This window comes from Rhizobium sp. RM, assembly GCF_013390595.1.
Taxonomy (GTDB): Bacteria; Pseudomonadota; Alphaproteobacteria; order Rhizobiales; family Rhizobiaceae; genus Agrobacterium.
Genome location: NZ_JACAWV010000008.1, coordinates 761,794 through 781,846, shown reverse-complemented (window position 1 = coordinate 781,846; position 20,053 = coordinate 761,794). Strand labels below are relative to the sequence as shown.

Annotated in this window: 24 protein-coding genes; 9 read left to right on the top strand and 15 right to left on the bottom strand. The window is 57.2% G+C overall.

The features are described from left to right. Positions 1 to 10 precede the first annotated feature (10 nt). The 3 genes from HWX89_RS12745 to HWX89_RS12735 all read right to left on the bottom strand — a co-directional run bounded on the left by HWX89_RS12745 (position 11) and on the right by HWX89_RS12735 (position 2,323). Entirely contained in the window at positions 11 to 622 is a 612-nt protein-coding gene (locus HWX89_RS12745) for a LysE family translocator (protein WP_138794825.1), read from the bottom strand. A 78-nt stretch (positions 623 to 700) separates the two neighbouring features. Beyond that, on the bottom strand, positions 701 to 1,498 hold the full coding sequence (locus HWX89_RS12740) for a helix-turn-helix transcriptional regulator (RefSeq protein ID WP_138794824.1): 798 nt from the start codon (positions 1,496 to 1,498) through the stop codon (positions 701 to 703). Positions 1,499 to 1,564: 66 nt separating this feature from the next. Further along, the gene (locus tag HWX89_RS12735) at positions 1,565 to 2,323 is read right to left on the bottom strand and encodes an SDR family oxidoreductase (RefSeq protein WP_138794823.1); all 759 of its coding nucleotides are present in this window, start codon (positions 2,321 to 2,323) and stop codon (positions 1,565 to 1,567) included. A gap of 116 nt (positions 2,324 to 2,439) precedes the next feature. Between HWX89_RS12735 and HWX89_RS12730 the strand changes: the two genes are divergently transcribed. After that, entirely contained in the window at positions 2,440 to 2,871 is a 432-nt protein-coding gene (locus HWX89_RS12730; protein WP_138794822.1) for a winged helix-turn-helix transcriptional regulator, read from the top strand. A 14-nt stretch (positions 2,872 to 2,885) separates the two neighbouring features. Here the strand turns inward: HWX89_RS12730 and HWX89_RS12725 are convergent, their stop codons facing one another. Beyond that, positions 2,886 to 3,278, bottom strand: a complete 393-nt coding sequence (locus tag HWX89_RS12725; RefSeq protein ID WP_138794821.1) for a hypothetical protein — start codon at positions 3,276 to 3,278, stop codon at positions 2,886 to 2,888. A 224-nt stretch (positions 3,279 to 3,502) separates the two neighbouring features. On the opposite strand from HWX89_RS12725, the gene HWX89_RS12720 reads away from it, so the two are divergent. Further along, the gene (locus HWX89_RS12720) at positions 3,503 to 5,083 is read left to right on the top strand and encodes a helicase HerA-like C-terminal domain-containing protein (RefSeq protein WP_138794820.1); all 1,581 of its coding nucleotides are present in this window, start codon (positions 3,503 to 3,505) and stop codon (positions 5,081 to 5,083) included. Positions 5,084 to 5,129: 46 nt separating this feature from the next. Next, entirely contained in the window at positions 5,130 to 5,993 is an 864-nt protein-coding gene (locus HWX89_RS12715) for an MBL fold metallo-hydrolase (protein ID WP_138794819.1), read from the top strand. 44 nt (positions 5,994 to 6,037) lie between these two features. On the opposite strand, the gene HWX89_RS12710 is transcribed toward HWX89_RS12715, so the two are convergent. Together HWX89_RS12710 and HWX89_RS12705 are read right to left on the bottom strand one after the other, a co-directional pair. Next, positions 6,038 to 6,349, bottom strand: a complete 312-nt coding sequence (locus HWX89_RS12710) for an Atu4866 domain-containing protein (RefSeq protein ID WP_422646309.1) — start codon at positions 6,347 to 6,349, stop codon at positions 6,038 to 6,040. 31 nt (positions 6,350 to 6,380) lie between these two features. Then, the gene (locus HWX89_RS12705; protein ID WP_138794818.1) at positions 6,381 to 7,103 is read right to left on the bottom strand and encodes an SDR family oxidoreductase; all 723 of its coding nucleotides are present in this window, start codon (positions 7,101 to 7,103) and stop codon (positions 6,381 to 6,383) included. 127 nt (positions 7,104 to 7,230) lie between these two features. Between HWX89_RS12705 and HWX89_RS12700 the strand changes: the two genes are divergently transcribed. Next, positions 7,231 to 8,127, top strand: a complete 897-nt coding sequence (locus HWX89_RS12700) for a LysR family transcriptional regulator (protein ID WP_138794817.1) — start codon at positions 7,231 to 7,233, stop codon at positions 8,125 to 8,127. Between the two features lie 57 nt (positions 8,128 to 8,184). Here HWX89_RS12700 and HWX89_RS12695 read toward each other — a convergent pair whose 3' ends face one another. The 3 genes from HWX89_RS12695 to HWX89_RS12685 all read right to left on the bottom strand — a co-directional run bounded on the left by HWX89_RS12695 (position 8,185) and on the right by HWX89_RS12685 (position 10,314). Then, positions 8,185 to 8,964, bottom strand: a complete 780-nt coding sequence (locus HWX89_RS12695) for a VOC family protein (RefSeq protein ID WP_138794816.1) — start codon at positions 8,962 to 8,964, stop codon at positions 8,185 to 8,187. A 101-nt stretch (positions 8,965 to 9,065) separates the two neighbouring features. Further along, the gene (locus HWX89_RS12690) at positions 9,066 to 9,560 is read right to left on the bottom strand and encodes a DUF1579 domain-containing protein (RefSeq protein ID WP_138794815.1); all 495 of its coding nucleotides are present in this window, start codon (positions 9,558 to 9,560) and stop codon (positions 9,066 to 9,068) included. Between the two features lie 22 nt (positions 9,561 to 9,582). Continuing rightward, positions 9,583 to 10,314 carry a DUF899 domain-containing protein gene (locus HWX89_RS12685; protein ID WP_138794814.1) on the bottom strand — a complete coding sequence of 244 codons (732 nt, stop codon included), beginning with the start codon at positions 10,312 to 10,314 and terminating at the stop codon, positions 9,583 to 9,585. A gap of 150 nt (positions 10,315 to 10,464) precedes the next feature. Here HWX89_RS12685 and HWX89_RS12680 point away from each other — a divergent pair, with 150 nt between their 5' ends. Both HWX89_RS12680 and HWX89_RS12675 read left to right on the top strand, forming a co-directional pair. Next, complete coding sequence (locus HWX89_RS12680; protein ID WP_138794813.1) at positions 10,465 to 10,911, top strand: MarR family winged helix-turn-helix transcriptional regulator; 447 nt, start codon at positions 10,465 to 10,467, stop codon at positions 10,909 to 10,911. 84 nt (positions 10,912 to 10,995) lie between these two features. Further along, complete coding sequence (locus tag HWX89_RS12675; protein ID WP_138794812.1) at positions 10,996 to 11,418, top strand: YciI family protein; 423 nt, start codon at positions 10,996 to 10,998, stop codon at positions 11,416 to 11,418. Positions 11,419 to 11,420: 2 nt separating this feature from the next. On the opposite strand, the gene HWX89_RS12670 is transcribed toward HWX89_RS12675, so the two are convergent. From HWX89_RS12670 to HWX89_RS12660, 3 genes are all read right to left on the bottom strand, one after another. Further along, positions 11,421 to 12,188 (bottom strand): RES family NAD+ phosphorylase, encoded by a 768-nt coding sequence (locus HWX89_RS12670; protein ID WP_178340729.1) that lies wholly within the window; start codon positions 12,186 to 12,188, stop codon positions 11,421 to 11,423. Continuing rightward, the gene (locus HWX89_RS12665; RefSeq protein WP_138794811.1) at positions 12,148 to 12,531 is read right to left on the bottom strand and encodes an MbcA/ParS/Xre antitoxin family protein; all 384 of its coding nucleotides are present in this window, start codon (positions 12,529 to 12,531) and stop codon (positions 12,148 to 12,150) included. Before HWX89_RS12665 ends, HWX89_RS12670 begins: the two co-directional genes overlap by 41 nt. Positions 12,532 to 12,628: 97 nt before the next feature. Continuing rightward, a complete protein-coding gene (locus HWX89_RS12660; RefSeq protein WP_138794810.1) occupies positions 12,629 to 13,051 on the bottom strand; it encodes an organic hydroperoxide resistance protein in 423 nt (140 codons plus the stop codon). Positions 13,052 to 13,243: 192 nt separating this feature from the next. On the opposite strand from HWX89_RS12660, the gene HWX89_RS12655 reads away from it, so the two are divergent. Next, a complete protein-coding gene (locus HWX89_RS12655; RefSeq protein ID WP_138794809.1) occupies positions 13,244 to 13,702 on the top strand; it encodes a MarR family winged helix-turn-helix transcriptional regulator in 459 nt (152 codons plus the stop codon). Positions 13,703 to 13,765: 63 nt separating this feature from the next. Here HWX89_RS12655 and HWX89_RS12650 read toward each other — a convergent pair whose 3' ends face one another. Both HWX89_RS12650 and HWX89_RS12645 read right to left on the bottom strand, forming a co-directional pair. Further along, positions 13,766 to 14,491: a L,D-transpeptidase gene (locus HWX89_RS12650; RefSeq protein WP_138794808.1), complete on the bottom strand. Its 726-nt coding sequence runs from the start codon at positions 14,489 to 14,491 to the stop codon at positions 13,766 to 13,768. A gap of 172 nt (positions 14,492 to 14,663) precedes the next feature. Further along, positions 14,664 to 15,569 (bottom strand): L,D-transpeptidase, encoded by a 906-nt coding sequence (locus HWX89_RS12645; RefSeq protein ID WP_138794807.1) that lies wholly within the window; start codon positions 15,567 to 15,569, stop codon positions 14,664 to 14,666. A 165-nt stretch (positions 15,570 to 15,734) separates the two neighbouring features. Here HWX89_RS12645 and HWX89_RS12640 point away from each other — a divergent pair, with 165 nt between their 5' ends. Continuing rightward, entirely contained in the window at positions 15,735 to 18,074 is a 2,340-nt protein-coding gene (locus HWX89_RS12640) for a heavy metal translocating P-type ATPase (RefSeq protein WP_178340728.1), read from the top strand. A gap of 177 nt (positions 18,075 to 18,251) precedes the next feature. Next, on the top strand, positions 18,252 to 19,049 hold the full coding sequence (locus tag HWX89_RS12635; RefSeq protein WP_178340748.1) for a glycosyltransferase family 32 protein: 798 nt from the start codon (positions 18,252 to 18,254) through the stop codon (positions 19,047 to 19,049). A 12-nt stretch (positions 19,050 to 19,061) separates the two neighbouring features. On the opposite strand, the gene HWX89_RS12630 is transcribed toward HWX89_RS12635, so the two are convergent. Next, a complete protein-coding gene (locus HWX89_RS12630) occupies positions 19,062 to 20,027 on the bottom strand; it encodes an alpha/beta hydrolase family protein (protein ID WP_138794805.1) in 966 nt (321 codons plus the stop codon). Positions 20,028 to 20,053 lie beyond the last annotated feature (26 nt).

The following is a 20,053-nucleotide window of genomic DNA, read 5'->3' as shown; positions in this document are numbered from 1 at the left end:
CCGTTTTGCGCTATCTCTGCGTCAAGGCAAGCTTGGCGCCGAGTGCAACAAAGGCTGCGGCGAAACTGCGCCGTAGCCAGGCAAGCACAGCAGGGCGTGAAACGACCTGCTGTCTGACGGAAGCGGCAAAACAGCCGTAGAGTGCAAAAACCACAAAGGTAATGGCCATGAAAACCAGACCGAGGACGGTCATCTGCGAGGTGGGCTTTACTGTCTCGGCGGCGATGAACTGCGGCAGAAACGCAAAAAAGAAGATAGACAGCTTCGGGTTCAGAAGATTGATGAGCACCGCTTCACCCACAATATTGGTGACACTTTTGCTCTGCCGCTGGTCGTCCACACGCAGCGCGCCATTTTCCCTCAATGTGTTCCACGCCATGTAGAGAAGATAGGCGACGCCGAGATATTTGATGACGCTAAACGCAGTCGCGCTGGCATGCAGGATTGCGGCAAGGCCTGTAACCGCCGCCAGCAGATGCGGCAGGATGCCGAGTGTGCAGCCAAGTGCCGCAACAATACTTGCCCTTGCACCCTGAGAAAGTCCGGCAGCGAGCGTGTAGACCACGCCGGTTCCGGGTGAAGCGACGACAATGAGAGAGGTGAGCAGGAATTCGAACGTCATGAGGCTATCCTTTTGAAGTGAAAGCCAAGCATGATGAGACGGCTTTGCGCCGTCTTGGACGAAATTGCAGATCTGAACTCAGGAAAGAGCGGCACGATAGGCGGCTGGCGTGACGCCGAAATAGCGCACAAAAACCCTGTTCAGATGACTCTGGTCGGAAAAACCTGAAGTCAACGCGGCCTCAGCCGGCGCCATTCCCTGCGCCAACAGTCGTCGCGCAGCCTGAACGCGACGTTGTAGCAGATAGTTATGCGGGGTCAGGCCCGTCACATGCGCAAAAGACCGCAGAAAACGAAAACGGCTCATACCAGCCTCACCAGCCAGGTCGGCAAGAAGAAACTGCCTCTCCGGGCTGTCGTCGATCATCTCTCGCGCCCTGTTCATTGCCTCGGGTGCCGCTCTGACAGACAACGGCCGTGGTTTCTCGAAGACTGCGCTCATCAATGTGAGCAGGGTTTCTTCGCATCGCATCGCATCGTCGCGTGCTGTCATCGCCGCGAAAAGTAAGCGGAAACGATTTGCGAGAGGACGCACATCAACGGGATGGACGAATTCAAAACCGCCGTTCTGCTTTTCCTCAATGTCGGAAACCGCCGCGTGAACGACTTCAGGATCGAGATAGAGCATCGTCCAGGCGCGACCGCCCTGCCCCAAGGGAATACCATCGTGAACTTCGCCGGGATTGACGGTAATGAGGTTGCCCGCTTGAGCTTCGACCTGACCGCGACCGCTCTGGGACTTCTGCGCGCCGCGCTCCACCAGACCGATACCGAACTGGTCATGCATGTGCCGGGGGAAAGAACGGTCGCTGTCCGCAATAACTGCAGCAACGCCTGGCATCGATGTTTTCGGCATAACGAATTGCCGGCTGCCCATGAACCACACTCCCGGAAAGGATGGCGAGCCTATCATGGACAGGCTCGCAATGACATCCATTTGCCGTCAGGGGTGCATGCCATTGATCATCGAGAAGACCTGATCGAAATTGCCATTCTGAGCGGCAAAACGCAGTGGCTTGCAGCGCTCCACCACCACTTCCTTTTCATCCGAACGGTTTGTCAGGATATCCATGACCTCGGAGATGAACGCCTCGAGCGGCATGGCCCGTTCATCGCTGGCCTGGCCCTCGCCCATCAATGTCGTCTGGACATAGGGCGGAACAATCTCGATCACCTCGACAGCAGTGTCTTTCAACTGCTCCCGCAGCGTCACGGAGTAGGCATGGATGGCCGATTTGGTGGCGCTGTAGGTCGGCGTCAACACCATCGGCACGAAGGCCAATCCTGAGGAGACGGTAAGTACAGTCGCACTCGGCTGTTTGAGAAAATGCGGCAGCAGCGCCGCCGTCAGCCGGATCGGCGCCAGCAGGTTGGTGGCAATCGTCTCCTCGGCAATGGCGAGATAATCCGGCGCCGTAGTGATGTCCTCGGGTTTCATGATGCCGGCGTTGTTAATGACCGCGTTAAGGGATGGATGCTCCTTCACCAGCGCACTCGCAAAAGCGTTGATACCCTCGGCGTCTGTCGCGTCCATCACCATCGACGCCATACCGGGGTTCGCGGCAGTCACCTCGTCCAGCACCGCCTTGCGTCTGCCGGAGATGATGACCGTGTTGCCCAGATTATGAAAAGCTTCGGCAAGCGCGCGACCGATACCTGAACCGCCGCCCGTGATGAGAATGGTGTTGCCTGTCGTCTTCATGGGAAAATCCTTCCTTCGTGGCTTTCCTTGTTGGATGAAGAAAAACTAGCTAGGATACTCTCCATTCGAAAGTAGGCACCCAAAAGATTTATACTTACCAAAAGGAGAGTGTCGACGTGAAAAGGCATCTGGCCGATCCGGACATCGAAAACAGACGACAGCATCCGCCACCGGATCACACCGATCCGGTGATCGAAGCGCTTGTTCAGGACATCATTTCCAAGGTGGCCGACAAGTGGACCATGCTGATCCTGGAAGCGCTGGAAGAAAACGGCACGCTTCGCTTTACCCAGATTGGCAGACTGGTCGGCAATATCAGCCAGAAGATGCTGACCAAAACTCTACGACAGATGGAATGTGACGGGCTGGTGCAGCGCACCGTGCATCCGGTCATTCCGCCGCATGTCGATTATAGCCTCACGCATCTCGGTAGGACGCTTGGCAGTGCATTTTGCGGCGTGTGGATCTGGGCGGAAACCCATCATGCCGAAATAGAAAAGGCGCGGCAGATGTTCAAAGAACATCCACCACGCCCGATAGCGGAATAGCGTGCCGGATCAGATCAGACGAACTGGCTGAGGCCGGGAACGGAAGCAACCACCTGATCGACAACCTCATCGCCTGCGTACTGGCGAGCGACCGAAATGGTTTCCTTGGCGAGAGCGGAAATTTCGCCCATGCCAAGGCCCTGACTCATCAGTTGCTGGCCGAGACCCATGATGCCGCCACCACCAATGGCGCTCATCAGACCACCGAGAAGACCGCCGCCGCCGGAACCTTCGCCGTTGAACTGCGCGACGAGTTCGCTGGCACCAGGGATGGCTTCGATCATGCGTGCAACCGGGCCGTCTTCGGCTTCGCGCTGGAGAAAACCAAGCATCATACCAAGCGATTTTTCGGCCAGTTCCGGGCTGATTCCCACCTTGTCAGCGATCTGGCTCACGACTTCGTTCATTCTTGCCTCCTGTTGAAAAACGACGTCAACATCGAATAATGACGTTAACGTCAACGTAAAACAATACACACACTGGTTCAAGTCCGCGTCAGGCTTGGGAACAACTTTAGAGGCGGTTTTTATCCATCGCCTTCAAGCAGTTGTTGCGCCTTCGAACTGTCCTTATAAGATCATCGCAACCAAACTATGAACAGGTCATAATTCGCGTCGGGAGAAACCAGTCAATGTTGCAGGACGGACAGCTCTATATCGGGACCAGCCGCAATCCGGACGACAGCCTGAACAAGGGCGAATATCTGGAGCTGAAATTCGGCAACCGCCACGGTTTGATTACCGGGGCAACCGGTACGGGCAAGACCGTATCGCTGCAGGTTCTTGCCGAGGGCTTTTCCAAAGCAGGCGTTCCGGTCTTCTGCGCCGACATCAAGGGCGACCTTTCCGGTATCGCCGCTGAAGGTGAACAGAAAGACTGGGTCGCGAAGCGCGCCGAGCAGATCGGTTTCACAGATTTCGCCTATGGCAAGTCGCCGGTGATCTTCTGGGATCTCTACGGTGAAAAGGGCCATCGGGTCCGCGCCACCATCGCGGAAATGGGGCCTCTGCTTCTGGCGCGGCTTATGGATGCCTCGGAAGCACAGGAAGGCGTTTTGAACATTGCCTTCAAGATTGCCGATCAGGGCGGTTTGCCACTGCTTGACCTCAAGGATCTGCAATCGCTGCTGAACTATATGGGCGAGAATGCATCCGAACTTTCAAACCAGTTCGGCCTGATTTCCAAATCCTCGGTCGGCTCCTTGCAGCGTGGCCTGCTTGTACTCGAGCAACAGGGAGCCGTGCACTTCTTCGGCGAGCCGGCTCTGAAAATTTCCGACATCATGCGCACCTCGACCGATGGTCGCGGCACGATTTCGGTGCTGGCAGCCGACAGGCTGATGATGAACCCACGCCTCTACGCGACGTTCCTGTTGTGGATGCTGTCTGAACTGTTCGAAGAACTGCCGGAAGTGGGCGACCCGGAAAAGCCGCGACTGGTGTTCTTCTTCGACGAGGCCCATCTGCTGTTCAACGATGCGCCAAAAGTTCTCGTCGAGCGCGTGGAACAGGTGGTGCGCCTTATCCGCTCCAAGGGTGTCGGTGTCTATTTCGTCACCCAGAACCCGCTCGATGTGCCGGAAACGGTCCTCGCCCAGCTTGGCAACCGCGTTCAGCACGCTTTGCGCGCCTATACACCGCGCGAACTGAAAGCGGTTCGAACCGCCGCCGACACATTCCGCCAGAACCCCGCCTTCAACACGGCCGACACGATCACCACGCTCGGCACCGGTGAAGCGCTGATTTCCACGCTGCACGACAAGGGCGCACCATCGATTGTCGAGCGCACGCTGGTGCGTCCGCCATCCGGTCGGGTTGGGCCGCTGACGGATGCCGAGCGCAAGGCGATGCTTGCCACAAGCCCGGTCGCAGGCCTCTATGATCAGGATGTCGATCGCGAATCCGCCTTCGAAATCCTTACCGAACGCGCCCGGAATACGGCCGAGGCCGAAGCTGCCAAGCGCGCTGAAGAGGAAAATTCGGCAAGCCAGTCCGACAGCGCGGCAGGGCGCTGGCGTCTGCCTGGGTTTGGCGACGAAGAGCCGACAAAGGCCTCCACAACGGGCGCCCGCAATGGCGGTGCAGCCCGCAAGACGAGCGGCTACCAGCGTGAAACGGTGATCGAAGCGGCGATGAAAAGTGCTGCTCGATCCGTGGCAACCTCCGTTGGCCGCGCGCTCGTTCGTGGTATTCTGGGCAGCCTGAAACGCTAAGAAAACGGAAGGCGGCACGATAGCCGCCTGACCTTCCGGAGATTTCATGACGCCAAACGGTGACTACGTCGCGCTTTTGGGCACCAAGGGCGGGCCGGCCATCCGGCCGGGTTCGACCAACCCCACATCCAGCCTGCTGTCGCTTGCCAACCAGACGGTAATCGTCGATTGCGGCCTCGGCGTCACACGCGGACTGGTCGATCAGGGCATGTCCCTCAAGGACATTTCGCTGATCTTCATAACCCACCTTCATTCCGATCATTATCTGGAACTCGGTCCGCTGTTGCACACAGCCTGGACTGCCGGTCTCAAAACACCTGTGACCATCTACGGCCCAGAAGGTCTGAACCGCTACTGCATACATTTCTTCGAGTCGATGCGGGATGATATCGACCTGCGCATCGAGGATGAAGGACGTCCCGACCTGCGCGACCTCGTGGTCGTAAAGGCTATTCATGAGGGGCCGTTCTTCGACAACGGAACCTTGCAGGTCCGTGCGATGTTGAATGAGCATCCACCGCTGAAAGAAAGTTATGCACTTGCGTTCGAGGCTAGAGGCCGACGCATCGTGTTTTCCGGTGATACCGCTTACCTGCCTGCCCTCGCCGATTTTGCCAGAAACGCTGACCTCCTCATTCATGAGGCGATGCTGCGCGAGGGTATAGAAGCCTTGGTCGCCCGTGTCGACAATGGCGACGACCGGCTACTGAAGCACCTGCTCAGATCACATACGACTGCGGCGGATGCCGCACGGTTGGCACGCGATGCCAATGTGAAAGCTCTCGCGCTTCACCATCTTATTCCGTCTGACGATCCGGATTTCCAAGAGGAGCATTGGCAACGTGCCGTGTCGTCTGTCTTTGATGGGCCTTTGCATGTCGGCCGGGATGGCCTGATCATTTCGATATAAACAAACACACCGCCTGCTTTACGCAGGCGGCGTGGTTGATCGCATCATTTCTCGCGATAGAAAATCATGCCGCCGTGATGCAGCACGTCGTCGATGAACTCGCCGTCGGCGGTGAAGCCGGTGTCATCCCAGTAGAAGATGCGGTTGCCGGAGACCTCGTAGCGACCCTGATAGGCGCTTTGCCGTTGTCCACGGGCTTCGTCATATCGACCGTTCGGCAACAGCTCCTGCCTGATGTGACCGTCGCCTGTCACCCACATGCCGATATAAGGGTGGGGCACTTGCGATCGTCCCTGTCCGGTCTCCGGGCTCGCCGTCGCAGATGAGACCGCAAGAAACATCGCTGTGCCAAGCATGGATGGAAGCCTCGATTTCATGGCGCCGTCCTCATGCTGCTGTCGGGCGAACGACGATCTCGTTCACATCTACATCGCCCGGCTGCTCGATCGCATATCGAACGGCGCGACCAATCGCGTCCGGCTTCAAGGCAATTGCCCGGTAGGTCTTCATCAAATCCGCCGCTGCCGGATCGGTGATGCTGTCGGCCAGTTCACTCTCGACGACGCCGGGGTGAATGCAGGTGACGCGAATGTCCTTGTTCTCCTGGCGCAATCCATCGGAAATGGCGCGAACGGCATATTTCGTCGCGCAATACACAGCAGCGGTCGGCGACACTGCCAGAGCGCCGATCGAGGCAATATTGATGATCTGTCCGGACTTGCGGCTGGTCATATCAGGCAGTACGGCGGCAATGCCGTAGAGAACCCCCTTGATGTTGACATCGATCATGCGGTCCCACTCATCGACCTTGAGGGAAGACATGAGCGAAAGAGGCATGACGCCCGCATTGTTGACGATGACGTCGACCTGCCCAAAGGCCTTTCGGCCGACGTCGGCGAACTCGGCGACGCTTTGTCTGTCCGTGACGTTCAGCGGATGCGCGATTACCTCCGCACCAGTCTGGCGAAGCTCCTGGGCCAGTGCTTCAAGACGGTCCATACGTCGGGCGCCCAGCACGAGTTTTGCACCAGCACTCGCGAGTTCGCGGGCAATACCCACCCCGATGCCGCTGGATGCGCCGGTGATGAGAACGACTTTGTTCAATGCCATGATTGATCTCCTTCGTGTTGCGGCGCCACCCGTTTCCTGGAACAGCGCCGTTGCAAGGAAGATAATTCGTTGGCATTGTCGTGATAACCGTCTCAATCCTTAACTTAATGGGTAGATTTTCTAACCAATGAACATTGATCTCAATGCGATTTCGATTTTCTGCATGGTGGCGGATGAACGGAATTTCCGCGCTGCCGCTGACCGCCTGGGCGTGACCCGATCTGCCATTAGCCAGACCATTCGCAAGCTCGAGGAAACGATGGGGATTGCGCTGGTGCAACGAACCACGCGGAGCGTGAGTCTGACGGAGGCAGGACAAAAGCTATATGCAGAAGTCTCTCCCTCTATTGCCAATCTTGTCCAGGCAGCCCAGGCAGCTTCATCGCTCAGCCAAACCGCGCGGGGACAATTGCGGCTCGCCGTTTCCTCGATTGCCGAACGCTTTCTGTCCGGCCCGTTGCTTGCGGGGTTTGCCGAAGCACACCCACAGGTGCAACTGGATATCACCGTAACCGACGAGGAATTTGATATCGTCGCTGAGCATTACGATGCCGGCGTGCGCCTCGGCGAACTGATCGAGCAGGACATGATTGCCGTGCCGGTGTCATCTGAACAGCGCCAACTTGCGGTCTGCTCGCCAGATTATGCGGCACGCTTTGCTCTGCTCAGCCATCCGCGTGACCTGATACGTCACAAGTGTATTGGCTGGCGGCCCCGTCCAGGCGCTGCGCCCTATCGCTGGGAGTTTGCGGAAAACGGTCGCGAATTCGCCGTCGCGGTCGAGCCGGAATTGACCACCAATGACATGCAGTTGATGACCAAACTCGCCTGTGCAGGCGCTGGAATTACATTTGGAATGGAGGAGACATTTGCACCCTATCTCGCAAATGGCCAACTCGTTGCCATGCTGGAAGAGTTCTCGCCGACTTTTGCGGGCTTCTATCTCTATTATCCGAACCGACGCAATCTTGCCCCCAAGCTGCGCGCCTTCATAGACCATGTCCGGCTTCCGAGAGGTCGATGACCGGCGTGCCGATCTCTTCCCGGGGAAAGACCGGGAAGAGACATAAACGGCGGGAGATTATTTCTTCTGTGACACGAGCGAGAAGAAGGCGCCCTGCGGGTCCTGGCAGTTGACGATCCAGCTTTCGCCGGGAACTTCCATCGGACCGTTGACGACCTTGCCGCCACCGGTGCTGACACGGGTTATCGCGTCATCGATGCCGTCGACATTGAAATAGTAACCCCAATGGCACACGGGAATTTGCGGCATCCGCTTCATTATGCCACCGACTGCTTTGCCGTTGTGCGCGAAGATGCGGTATGGTCCCATTTCGCCCATGTCGAAATCATGGTCCTTGGTCCAGCCGAAAACCGCACCGTAAAAGGCCATTGCCTCGTCGACATTGTCTGTGAACAGTTCGTACCAGCCAACATGCCCTTGAAGGCTCTGGGTATCCACCGGAAACTCACCGGTATCCATCGGCAACGGCGTCATGATGCAGAGCACGGCGCCGAAGGGATCGACAACCACGGCAAAACGGCCGATCTCAGGAATGTCTTCCGGCTGGCGCATGACCGATCCGCCCTTTTCCGCAAACTGTCTCGCAGATGCATCGACATCGTCTACCGCGACATAGGCCGTCCAGTTCGGAGGAATACCTTGCGATTTGAAGGCGTCGGTCAGTTCCATCATCCCGCCCATGCCTTTGCCGTTGGCTTCGAAGATGGTGTAGGCCATATCCGGCGAGCCGAAATCCTTGAGCTGCCAGCCAACGACATGACTGTAGAAACGGCCAGCCGCATCGGTATCGGGTGTCATCAGTTCCACCCATATGAACTTTCCATGCGTATCAGACATCGGTTTTCTCCGGATATTGGACAGGCTTTCGGGTGAGGAACCGCAGCGCGCTCTGCCCTACGGTTTCAAGGTGTCTCGTGCAGCGTTCGCTTTGGATTTCTTCAGGTCTTTCGGCGAAATTCCGAGGTCATGAAGATCTCGAAACTGCCGTCCGGCTTTTTGACACTGCCGGAAAAGCTGCGGTGGTTGTCATCATGCAATGTCAGGACATCGCGGTAGGTGTCGGTGCGATTTGAACCGTCGAAAGCCGGCCCCTCGGATTCGAGCGTCAACGTCTTTCCATCCGCCTCCAGCCAGCCATTATAGACCCAGAGATTGGACATCATCGAACCGATCCAGGTGCCGACGAAATTGCCTTTGACCGGATCGTAGCCAACCGTAATCACGGCTTTCATCGGCGTACCGTCAGGCATTTTCCCGGAGCCTTCACCAACCACCCACAGGCCACCGATAGAGCGGACCTTTTCAGTAAAAACCTGCTCGGGATCTTCTGCGTCATAGTCGTCGTGACCAGTGCTTGAAACCATTACCCAATCGCCGACGATGCGATTAAGAAACTCATGTTCTTTCTGCGGCTTGGCACTTTCCATTTCCATGAGGGGTCCTCCTCCCTTTTTTTCAGTGGCAGCAAGCGGCCGCAGCCTTCGGCTGGTCCTCGTACTGGTCATGCCTGCGCACCCAATCCATAATCTCCTCCTCATTGCGGCCTTTCGGAACGAGATCGAGCATCATCATCGTGCCCAAAGTCTCTTCCGCGCCGCGCGCGTAGGTGGAATAGCTGTGATAGATCTTGCCATCCTCGCCCTTCACGAAAATGCTGAAACCGGGCATTTCATTCAGGCCTTCCTCCGCGGGCATGTCCCGGTAATTGTAGGTGATGGTGCCAGATGCGATGTCCTCATCCCGAAACGAAACCCGGTAATCGAAGTTGAATTCGTTGCCATTCGAGGAAACCCACGGGAACTTCCATCCCATGCGTTTTTTGTACGCCTCGATCTTTTCGAGCGGGGCGCGCGATACGGCGACGAAGTTGGCATCGGCATGTTTCAGGTGAATGACGGCGCCGTCGATATGATCGGCAAGGAACGAACACCCCGTGCACCCCTCTTCCCAGTCAGGTGCCAGCATGAAGTGATAAACGATAAGCTGACTGCATTTTCCGAAGAGTTCACTGAGCGACTTCGGGCCTGAGGGCGCGTCGAAAACGTAGTCTTCCGCAACCGGCTCCCATGGCAAGGCGCGACGGGCTTCGTTCAGCCGGTCACGTGCCCGCGTCAGTTCCTTCTCTTTCACCAGCAGATCGCGGCGCGCCGCCAGCCATTCCTCTTTCGATACGACGGGATGAGACATGATCTTTCCTCCTTGGATCTGTCCTTTAGCGCGAAAGGCAAGGTTTGGCCCGCCTTCACGCCCTGCGTCGTCACACGCACCTCGCAATAACCGCAAACGCGGCCGCAAGTTCCGCTTGACTAATTACGTTGATATCAACATATTTACAGCATGTCAAACGCAGCCCTGATTCCTTTTTCGGCAACCCTTTTTGTGCGCGACGCGTGCCTTTGCCTGCATGCGCAACGTGCGGCGCGAGCGCTCGCCCGGCTATTCGACAACGCGCTGAAGCCGGCAGGGATAACCAACGGGCAATTCTCTCTGCTGATGTCGCTCAACCGCCCCGAACCGCCCCCCATGGGGCCGGTGGCCAATCTTCTGGCGATGGACCGCACCACACTGACGGCCGCCCTGAAACCGCTCGAACGGCGTGGATTGGTCAGCATTGAACAGGACCCGAAGGACAAACGCGGCAAACGACTGCGTCTGACGACAGAAGGAATGGCTGTCCTTTCGGAGGCTCTCCCTATCTGGGAAAAAACACATGGCGAAATTGAAGCGAAAATTGGCAGTGGCGATCCAGACCGCCTGCGCCGCGATCTCATCGACCTTGGCTGAACAGAAAGAACCCAGGAAACCCACTCGGCCCCAGGGCGTTTCATCAACAACGTAATCGCAGATTCAAACCGGAGGAGAATGATAATGCGCGTGATCGTTTTCGTGAAAGCAACAAAAAGCAGCGAGGATGGCGTAATGCCATCGACCGAACTCATGGAAGCCATGGGCAAATTCAACGAGGAACTCGTCAATGCCGGCATCATGGTTGCTGGTGAAGGACTGAAGCCCACGGCGAAATGCAAACGCGTTGTCTTCGACGGCGACACCCGCACCGTTGTCGACGGCCCCTTCCCACATACCAATGAAATCGTTGCGGGCTTCTGGATCTGGGAGGTGAAGGATCTGGAAGAAGCCGTGTCCTGGGTGAAGCGTTGTCCGAACCCGATGCCGGAACGCAGCGAAATTGAAATCCGCCCATTTTTGCAAATGGAGGATTTCGGCGCAGGACTAACACCTGAGATAATCGAGCAAGAAGAAAAGCTGCGCGAACGTCTTTCCCAGAACTGATATCAAGCCCTACCCAAAAGCGCCGCAAGGCGTGCATCGGCAGCAAAATCCGATGCGGAGAAACCAATTCTCCGCATCGGAAACTCAGACAGCGCCTGCACCCCGGCTTTCGAAAGCCTTATGCGCCAACTTCCACGCTCCACAGGCATCTTCTCCGCAAACCCACGTGCCGTCAGCAAGGCAATGTTCAGTCCGGCATCAGGGTCGCGCACCGACTGATAGAGGATGGCTTCAACGTTTGCCTGACGCGCCGCATCGGCAAGTGCCTGGCACGGTTCGTAGTTGGTGAGGCTCGTCCAGAAAGCCGCGTCTCGGGAAAGCTCCGGCTTGGTCAGATCCAATGCTGATTCCGTCGTTATGACCGCCGCGAAAGCGGTATACTCTGCAGGATTTGCCGGAAGCGGCGTACCGGGCGACTCCGCATAGAACAGCAGCCGATAGAAAGCCATTTCAGCCAGCGCCGTCTCCACGCGTGCCGCGGCATAATATACACCTTCGGTGAACCCCGCCCTCCTGAAGCGTGACCCATAGGGATAAGCAGCCCCATACCGAAACGGCGTCGCGAGAAGATAATCCAGACCAGCGCATTCCGGTGGAAACGAACGCTTGCTTGTCTCCAGTATGTCTTCCAGCAAAGACTGCTCATCCACCGTGTCAACGAGTTTCATGGTGGACACCTGGTGTTGCGCTTCCACCAGACGCCAGAATTTTCCAGAAAGTCTGCGTTTTTCAGACAGGAGCGCGGCGAGCGTCCAAGTAGGAAAGGACATCGATCAATCCGGTTATTGTGGCGAGCATATCAGCAGGCGCGGCACCGAGCGCCGTGTTGTGATTACGCAGCCAGTTCTTTGCGACCGCTTCGTCACCTCCAGCAATCGCGTCCAGCGACCGGAAGACGCGGATCAGCAAGACAGCGAGTTCAAACGGCTTGCTGCCCGGCTCCAACAGAAAATCGAGACGCTTCATGCGAGAAATCGTGGGGGCGGAAAGGCCGAGTATGTCGGCCGTGCGCGCTGCGTTCAGTCCTAGCCGGTCGGCAGCCGCCATGACAGCTTTGGTCACCACCCTGCCCTGTGCTGCAGGCTCAGGCGTATTTTGAACACGAATATTCATCTCGCACATCCTTTCCACAGAAAGAATATAGCAATCATCTTTCCAAAAACAAGAAGGCCGGGAGTGATCCCGGCCCTTGAGCTCGATTGTTTTGCTATCAGGCAACCGAAACCGGCACTTCCGTGGAAGTGCGCATGGCGTGGCTGTACGGGCAAACGATGTGAGCAGCAGCAGCCAGCTTTTCAGCGACTTCACGCTCGACACCTGGGATATTGACCTTCAGCGACACTTCAATGCCGAAACCGCCGCCATCTTCGCGCGGGCCAATACCGACCGTCGCCGTCACAGTGGTGTCTTCCGGGATCTTTACCTTTTCCTTGCCCGCGACGAACTTCAGTGCGCCGAGAAAGCAGGCAGAGTAACCAGCAGCAAAGAGCTGTTCAGGATTGGTGCCGCGAGCGCCATCACCGCCCAGTTCCTTTGGAACGGTCAAGGTGACGTCGAGAACACCGTCCTCGGACTTGGCGTTGCCGGCGCGGCCACCGGTAGCAGATGCTTTGGTCGTGTAGAGAATGGGCATGACATTTACTCCGTTCGGTTGATGTTGAATTTCATATAGCTCACAATTTGATTGTGCGCAATACAATTTTGCGCATTGAATATCGAATTCTTTTTTGCGATAATTTTTGTGAAAATTCGCCGCGCTCCCATGCGGCAGGAACCGGAAGGTGGGGCAAATTGTTCCCTCTCCGGCAATTTTTGGAGCAAGACAATGAGCGCGGATGGCGACAACACCCGGTTGGAAAGCCTGTTGAGGCTGGACCAGCAAATATGCTTTGCGCTTTACGGCGCCGCCCACGCCTTTACGCGGGCGTACAAGCCACTACTCGAACCGCTCGGCCTCACCTATCCGCAATATCTCGTGATGATGGCATTGTGGGAAAAGGAGACAGCAACGGTCAAGGCGCTGGGTGAAATGCTCGGCCTCGATTCAGGAACGCTGTCGCCGCTGCTCAAACGCCTGGAACAGGCAGGGCACATTACCCGCAAGCGCGGCACGGTTGATGAACGACAGGTGATGATCGCTCTCACACCCAAAGGAGCCGACCTCAAGAAGGAGGGCGTCAAGGTCATGGCCGCGATCGGCAATGCCACCGGCTGCGGACTGGATGAACTGGTTCAGATCCGCGACAGCGTCAATGCGTTGCGCGACAATCTGCAGAAATCCTGATTAGGATCGAGACAAGAAAGGCGGCTCAAAGGCCGCCTTTTTATTTTGGTCCGTTTCGGCTCTTTATTGCCAGACGACAACCCGGGCCTTGTTCGGCACGCGGTCATAGAGGTCGATGATGTCCTGGTTCATCAGGCGCACGCAACCGGAAGAGACAGCCTTGCCAATGGAATTCCATTCCGGCGAGCCGTGCAGACGGTAAAGCGTGTCCTTGCCGTTCTGGAAGATATAGAGCGCACGGGCGCCGAGCGGGTTTTTCAGGCCCGGCGGCATGCCGCCATTCTTGGACGAGTATTTGACCAGTTCCGGCTGGCGCGCGACCATTTCGTCCGGCGGCGTCCATTTTGGCCACTTCTGACGCCACTGGATAACGCCTTCACCCGACCACGCGAAGCCGTCGCGGCCGATGCCGACGCCATAACGCATGGCGCTGCCGCCCGGCTCTACCAGATAAAGGAAGCGCGAACGCGTGTCGACGACAACGGTACCGGGACGCTCGCCGGTCGGGTCGACCACGCGCTGACGGTAATACCGCTTGTCGATTTTCTCGTAAGGCACTGCAGGAATGACGTAGCCGCCATCTTCAATCGAACCGTACATAACGGCCAATTCCGCAGCGCTGACGCCCGGCGAGAACATCTGGCGGAAATCGCTTCCGATGGCATTCGCCTGCTGACGGATGGCATCACCGGTGCCTGAAGAAGCACAGCCTGCGAGAAGCGAGGCAGAGGAAATACCGAGAAGGGAAAGGAAGGTACGTCTGGAAAGATCTGTGTCGGTGCTTGTCATAAGGCCGGTTTGTCCCACATTTCGAACGGCTTGATCGCCGCATTGCGCCACAACATGTACGTTGTTTGTTCCGCGTGATCAGAGGTATTGCGAAAATAGTTAATGGACCGCTAAAAGCGAGTCACAAGCCTGTTTGCGCTTCAAAGCCCGCGCGCTTTCTTCGTGAACGTGGTCAGATAACCACAATCTGCGCGCCCTGCGGCACACGCTCATAAAGATCGATCACGTCCTGATTGAGCATACGCACACATCCCGAAGACGTAGCCTTGCCAACCGATTGCCAGTCCGGCGTTCCGTGCACACGGTAGAGTGTGTCCTTGCCGTCCTTGAAGATGTAGAGCGCCCGCGCGCCGAGTGGATTGTTCAAGCCCGGCGTCATGCCACCATTGGCGGCAGAGATCGATGCAAGTTCGGGCTGACGCTTGACCATGTCATCCGGCGGCGTCCAGCGCGGCCATTTTGCCTTCCACTGGATTTTCCCACGGCCCGACCAGGCGTAACCATCACGACCAAGGCCAACACCATAGCGGATGGCCTTACCACCGGATTGGACGAGATAAAGATAATGCTGCTTCGTATCGACAACGATCGTACCGGGCACTTCGGCCGTCTGATACGTCACTTCCTGGCGAAGATATCTCGGATCGATGCGGCTATATGGAATAGCCGGCAATGTCCTGTCGTCATCACGAATCGAGTTGTAGATGACCCTATGCAACGGGTTCGATACGGGAAGACCGTAGGTCACGGTCTGATCCGCAACCGGCGCCTGTCCACGCGCGGGCGGCACATAGTTCAGGCCCCGCCCCTGCACTGGCGGGCCATATTCCTGATGGAAACGCGTCCTGAAGAGGTCCGGCGGCCGCGTCGAAAGCTGACCCGGCTGTGGCGGCAGTTCCGGCTTTCGGTTGGAACCGACCGAATTGAAACCAAAGACCGGCGCCGTTTCCCGGACAAAGACATCCGGGTCCATCCGGGTCGTATCGGTCACGAACAGGCAACCACTGAGAAGCGGCAACAACATAAGGCCAGCCACAGAGACCGTACGACGGCAGGTTTTCGAGATAAGAGATGCCATGGGGACCGCTTCACAGAACTATCGTTGCTGCGATGATGCAATGTGTCGCTGGCGCGAAGCTGGTGTCGGGCATCAATAAAAAAGGAAAAACTTCATTTTTACCCTTGAACCTCTAGTTGCTAGAGGTGCCAGATTGACTGCAACTGGAATTCAGGAGCAGGAAAGATGAGTGTCTCGACACCCGGAACACAGGACCGCAACGACGAAGGGCAACTGACCTTCACGGTTGGCGGGATGGATTGCGCGAGCTGCGCGGCAAAGATCGAGACGGCGCTGACGCGACTGCCAGGCGTGGCCGACATCAATGTATCGGTCGCGAGAGAACGCGTGAAACTTTCGCTGCAGCAAGAAAAGACCTCCATCAACAAGATCGAAGATACGATCCGAAAGCTTGGCTACACACCGACCCTTCTACCGCGTGATACGGCAACGCCCGTCGGCAAGGCTGATGAACACTCTGAACATAGCCATGCTGGATGCTGCGGCGGCCATGACAATGCGCATGATCCCCATGGGCATGAAGCTCATGCAGAAAGCGATCACGTGGCGCACGACCATTCTGCTCGTGGCCACGATCACCGCGAAAAAGCAGACGCGGTCGGAGCCTTGGGCCACGCACATGGCGCCGAAGAAAAAGGCCCTTGGTGGCAGAGTGCAAAAGCCCGCAATACGCTGACAGGCGCCATTCTTGTCGCCGTCGCCTATGTAGCGGAACTCGCGTTCCCGGCCTGGGGCGGCTACGCCTTCATTATTGCGACGCTGGTGACGCTTCTTCCCATCGCCCGTAACGCCATCAATGCAGCCCGGTTCGGGGCAATCTTCACGATTGAAATGTTGATGACGATCGCTGCGATTGGCGCGATCATTATCGGTGAAGCGGAAGAAGCCGCCATCGTCGTCCTGCTGTTCTCTATCGGCGAATTGCTGGAAGGCTTTGCCGCCGCTCGGGCGCGCTCCGGCATAAAGGCACTTGGTTCACTGCTTCCGAAAACGGCGTTAATCGAGGAAAACGGCTCGCTGCGGCAGATCTCGTCCAGCGAATTGCAGATCGGCCAGGTGGTCGTCGCCCGGCCCGGTGATCGCATCGCCGCCGATGGCGAAGTGCTTGAGGGCGCTTCGAGCGTGGACGAGTCGCCCATGACAGGCGAAAGCGTTCCGGTCTCGAAGGAGCAAGGCTCGCGGGTTTTTGCGGGTTCGATCAACCACGACGGATCGCTGCGCATCAAGGTCGATCGCACCTCGCAGGACAATACCATCGCGCGCATCATCGCACTGGTGGAAGAGGCCCAGGATGCGCGCGCACCGACCGAGCGCTTCATTGCAACCTTCTCGCGTTATTACATGCCGCTCGTCGTTGCTATCGCGGCGCTGACGGCCATCGTGCCGCCGCTTACCGGCATCGGCGATTGGGAAACCTGGATCTATCGCGGCCTCGCGCTGCTGCTGATCGGCTGCCCCTGCGCTCTGGTCATCTCCGTTCCCGCCGCCATCGCCTCAAGTCTTTCGGCGGCTGCACGGCACGGCATGCTGGTCAAGGGTGGCGCGGTGATTGAAATGCTCGCCCGCACCCAGACCATCGCTTTCGACAAGACAGGTACGCTGACGCGCGGCGAACCCGTTGTAACGGACGTGATATCGCTTGACGGCAACGACAATGGGTTGATTGCGGAAGCGGCAACCATTGAGCACGAATCCAGTCATCCCCTGGCAAAAGCAATTGTCGATCACGCCACGCAAAAAGGCATCGCACCGCTGCCTGGCATGGATATCAAGGCAATCGCAGGACGCGGCATGGAAGGCATTATCGGTGGCAAGACGTTCTTCATTGGCGCGCCCCGCTTCGCAACCAAGGTCGGAACTGTGCCCTCCGAACTGGTAGAACGGATCAGCACCCTCGAAACAGAAGGCAAGACCGTTGCCGTGGTGATGGCAGGCGGCACGGCGCGAGGCCTGATCGCCATGCGCGACGAGCCGAGACAGGATGCAGCGGACGGTGTCAGGGCGCTGACCGACATGGGCATTTCCTCGCTCATGCTCTCCGGTGACAATGCCCGCACAGCCAAAGCCATCGGCGACAGGCTGGGACTGGAAGCACGCGGTGAGCTGCTGCCGCAGAACAAGGTCGAGGAAATCCGCAAACTGGCCGAGACAAAAACCGTCGTGATGGTTGGTGACGGCATCAATGACGCCCCCGCCCTTGCCGCAGCCAGCGTCGGCGTTGCCATCGGCTCCGGAACCGATGTCGCCATGGAGGCCGCCGATGCGGCTCTAATGCGCAACAATGTCGGCGACGCAGCCCGCCTGATCGGATTGTCACGCGCGACCATGCGCAATATTCGTCAGAACGTGACGATCGCGCTTGGGCTCAAGGCCGTTTTCCTGGTGACGACGATTGCCGGACTTTCCGGCCTGTGGCTCGCCGTATTCGCAGACACGGGCGCCACGGTTCTGGTCACCGCCAACGCGATGCGCCTGCTGGGCTATTTCAAAGATAGCAACACCTAAGTTGTCTACAGCGATTTCGACGCTCTAGGAGGTATGTTTCGGGCTGTTCCTTACATAAAACAGGTTCGGCCCGTCTTCATTGCCGACTTATTGACAAAACGCCGCCGTACAATAAATACCGCCTACCGCCGCTTCGAACGTGGGCGACAACTGTTCTTATGCGCAGGAGCGCACACATTGGCAAAACACGAATATAATCGCATTGCGTACCGCGCGATCAAAATCGGTGGAAATATCGTCAAGGTTATTTTCTCCATCGACATGTTCGTCAGGCCGGGCAGGCGAAAAACAATACCCGAATATGTGGCGGCCCGCCGCGAAACCAAATCCGTCAAAGCCATTCCCCGTATCGTCTGGCAGACGAATTATTCAAACCGCGTGACGATGCCTGTCTATGCGAACTTTCTGTTCAATCGCTGGCTTACGCCAGAGTTTGAATATCGCTATCACACGGATGAAGCCTGCGAAGCTTTTATCGAGAAACATTTCCCCGGTCGCTATTCCGACGCCTTCAAGCGTCTTCAGATTGGGCCTGCCAAGGCAGATTTCTGGCGCATTCTCGTCCTTCTGCATTCCGGCGGCATATACCTCGATATCGATTCCAATTTTGCGGCGCGACCGGAAGACGTCATTGCTCTGGACGAAGACGCCGTTTTTATTGCCATGGATAATGGCGAAGTGACCAACTATTGCCTGGCTGCTAAACCGGGTCATCCGGCGCTGCGGCTGATGGCTGATCGCATTTCCCAAAACATCGAAGAAGGCACGATCGTCAGCGTCTACGACATGACCGGACCGACCGTTGTAGATGCAGTGGTCAAAGAACTTGGACTGCCGATCCGGAACTATCGTGAGATCTGCACACAGGGTCAGTTCACTAACAAGCGTGCGCAATATGCGGACAAAAAAGATGGTGCGTGGTGGATCGCCCAGGCAAAGTCTTCCATAGTCAAAAAACAGACTAATTCTGTTTAACGACGTAAGCCATCAGCCGAACTGGTTGAAGAAGCGAATGCTTTCTTCTACCGCGCCCGGGACGACGCCATTGTGGGTTCCGGGCAGCAGTTTCTTGTCCACCTTGAAGCCCGACGACCAGGCGCGCTCGACGAAAAGCTGGTGATCGGCGTCGAATGGCCTCTCCTCCGTCCCACGCAACAGGAACGCCGGACATTTGAGGCTAGGGCCAAAGCAGACGGACGAACGCATGATGAACTCCATCTCGTTCGTCTCGTCGAAACAGATCTCGTCCGTGTAACGGTTGAAATAACGCCAGGAATTGACACCGGCAGAAATTGGCGCGGCGGCGCGGAACTTACGGCTCATCGCCGCGAGAATTGTCAGCGTTCCACCATTCGAATGACCCGCCACGAAAAAACGCCTCTTGTCGATACCGGGCAGGTTTTCCAGATAGTCGGCCGCCGCCAGGGCATCCGACGTCTCGTCATAAAAACCGGAATAATTGCCGTTTTGGCCGTTCTCACCGCGAAACGACGGAAGAAGAACAACAAAACCGGCTTCCCAATAGGGTTTCATCAACGCCCAATGCCCGTCACCCGTGGCGTTTCCACCATGCAGAAACAGAACCGCGGGTTTCAGTGCCTTGGAGGGTTGATAGTTGGACAACCATGCGACCAGCTCGATGGAACCATCAGGGCCACCGCGATAGGTCACACGCTCGGCACCAGGAGGTGTGCCAAGTGGTGACGATTTCTCCGGTGCGGACATCTTGCGCAACAGACGGGTGTGAAAACGGCGTCGCGCCTCGGCATAATCTTGGCTCTCCAGAGGCAGAACCTCTGGTGCCGGGACTGCTGCCCGGGCACCGGAACCGAAGAGCGCAATACTCGATAAACCGAAAGCACCCGCCAAAAGATGACGGCGTGTCAGGCTTCCGGAAACAAGCCCACTCCCCTCCTGGCCAAGTTGCAAGGAAACGAAGCGTTTGTCTGCCATGGATACACCTGCGCGACGGAAACAGA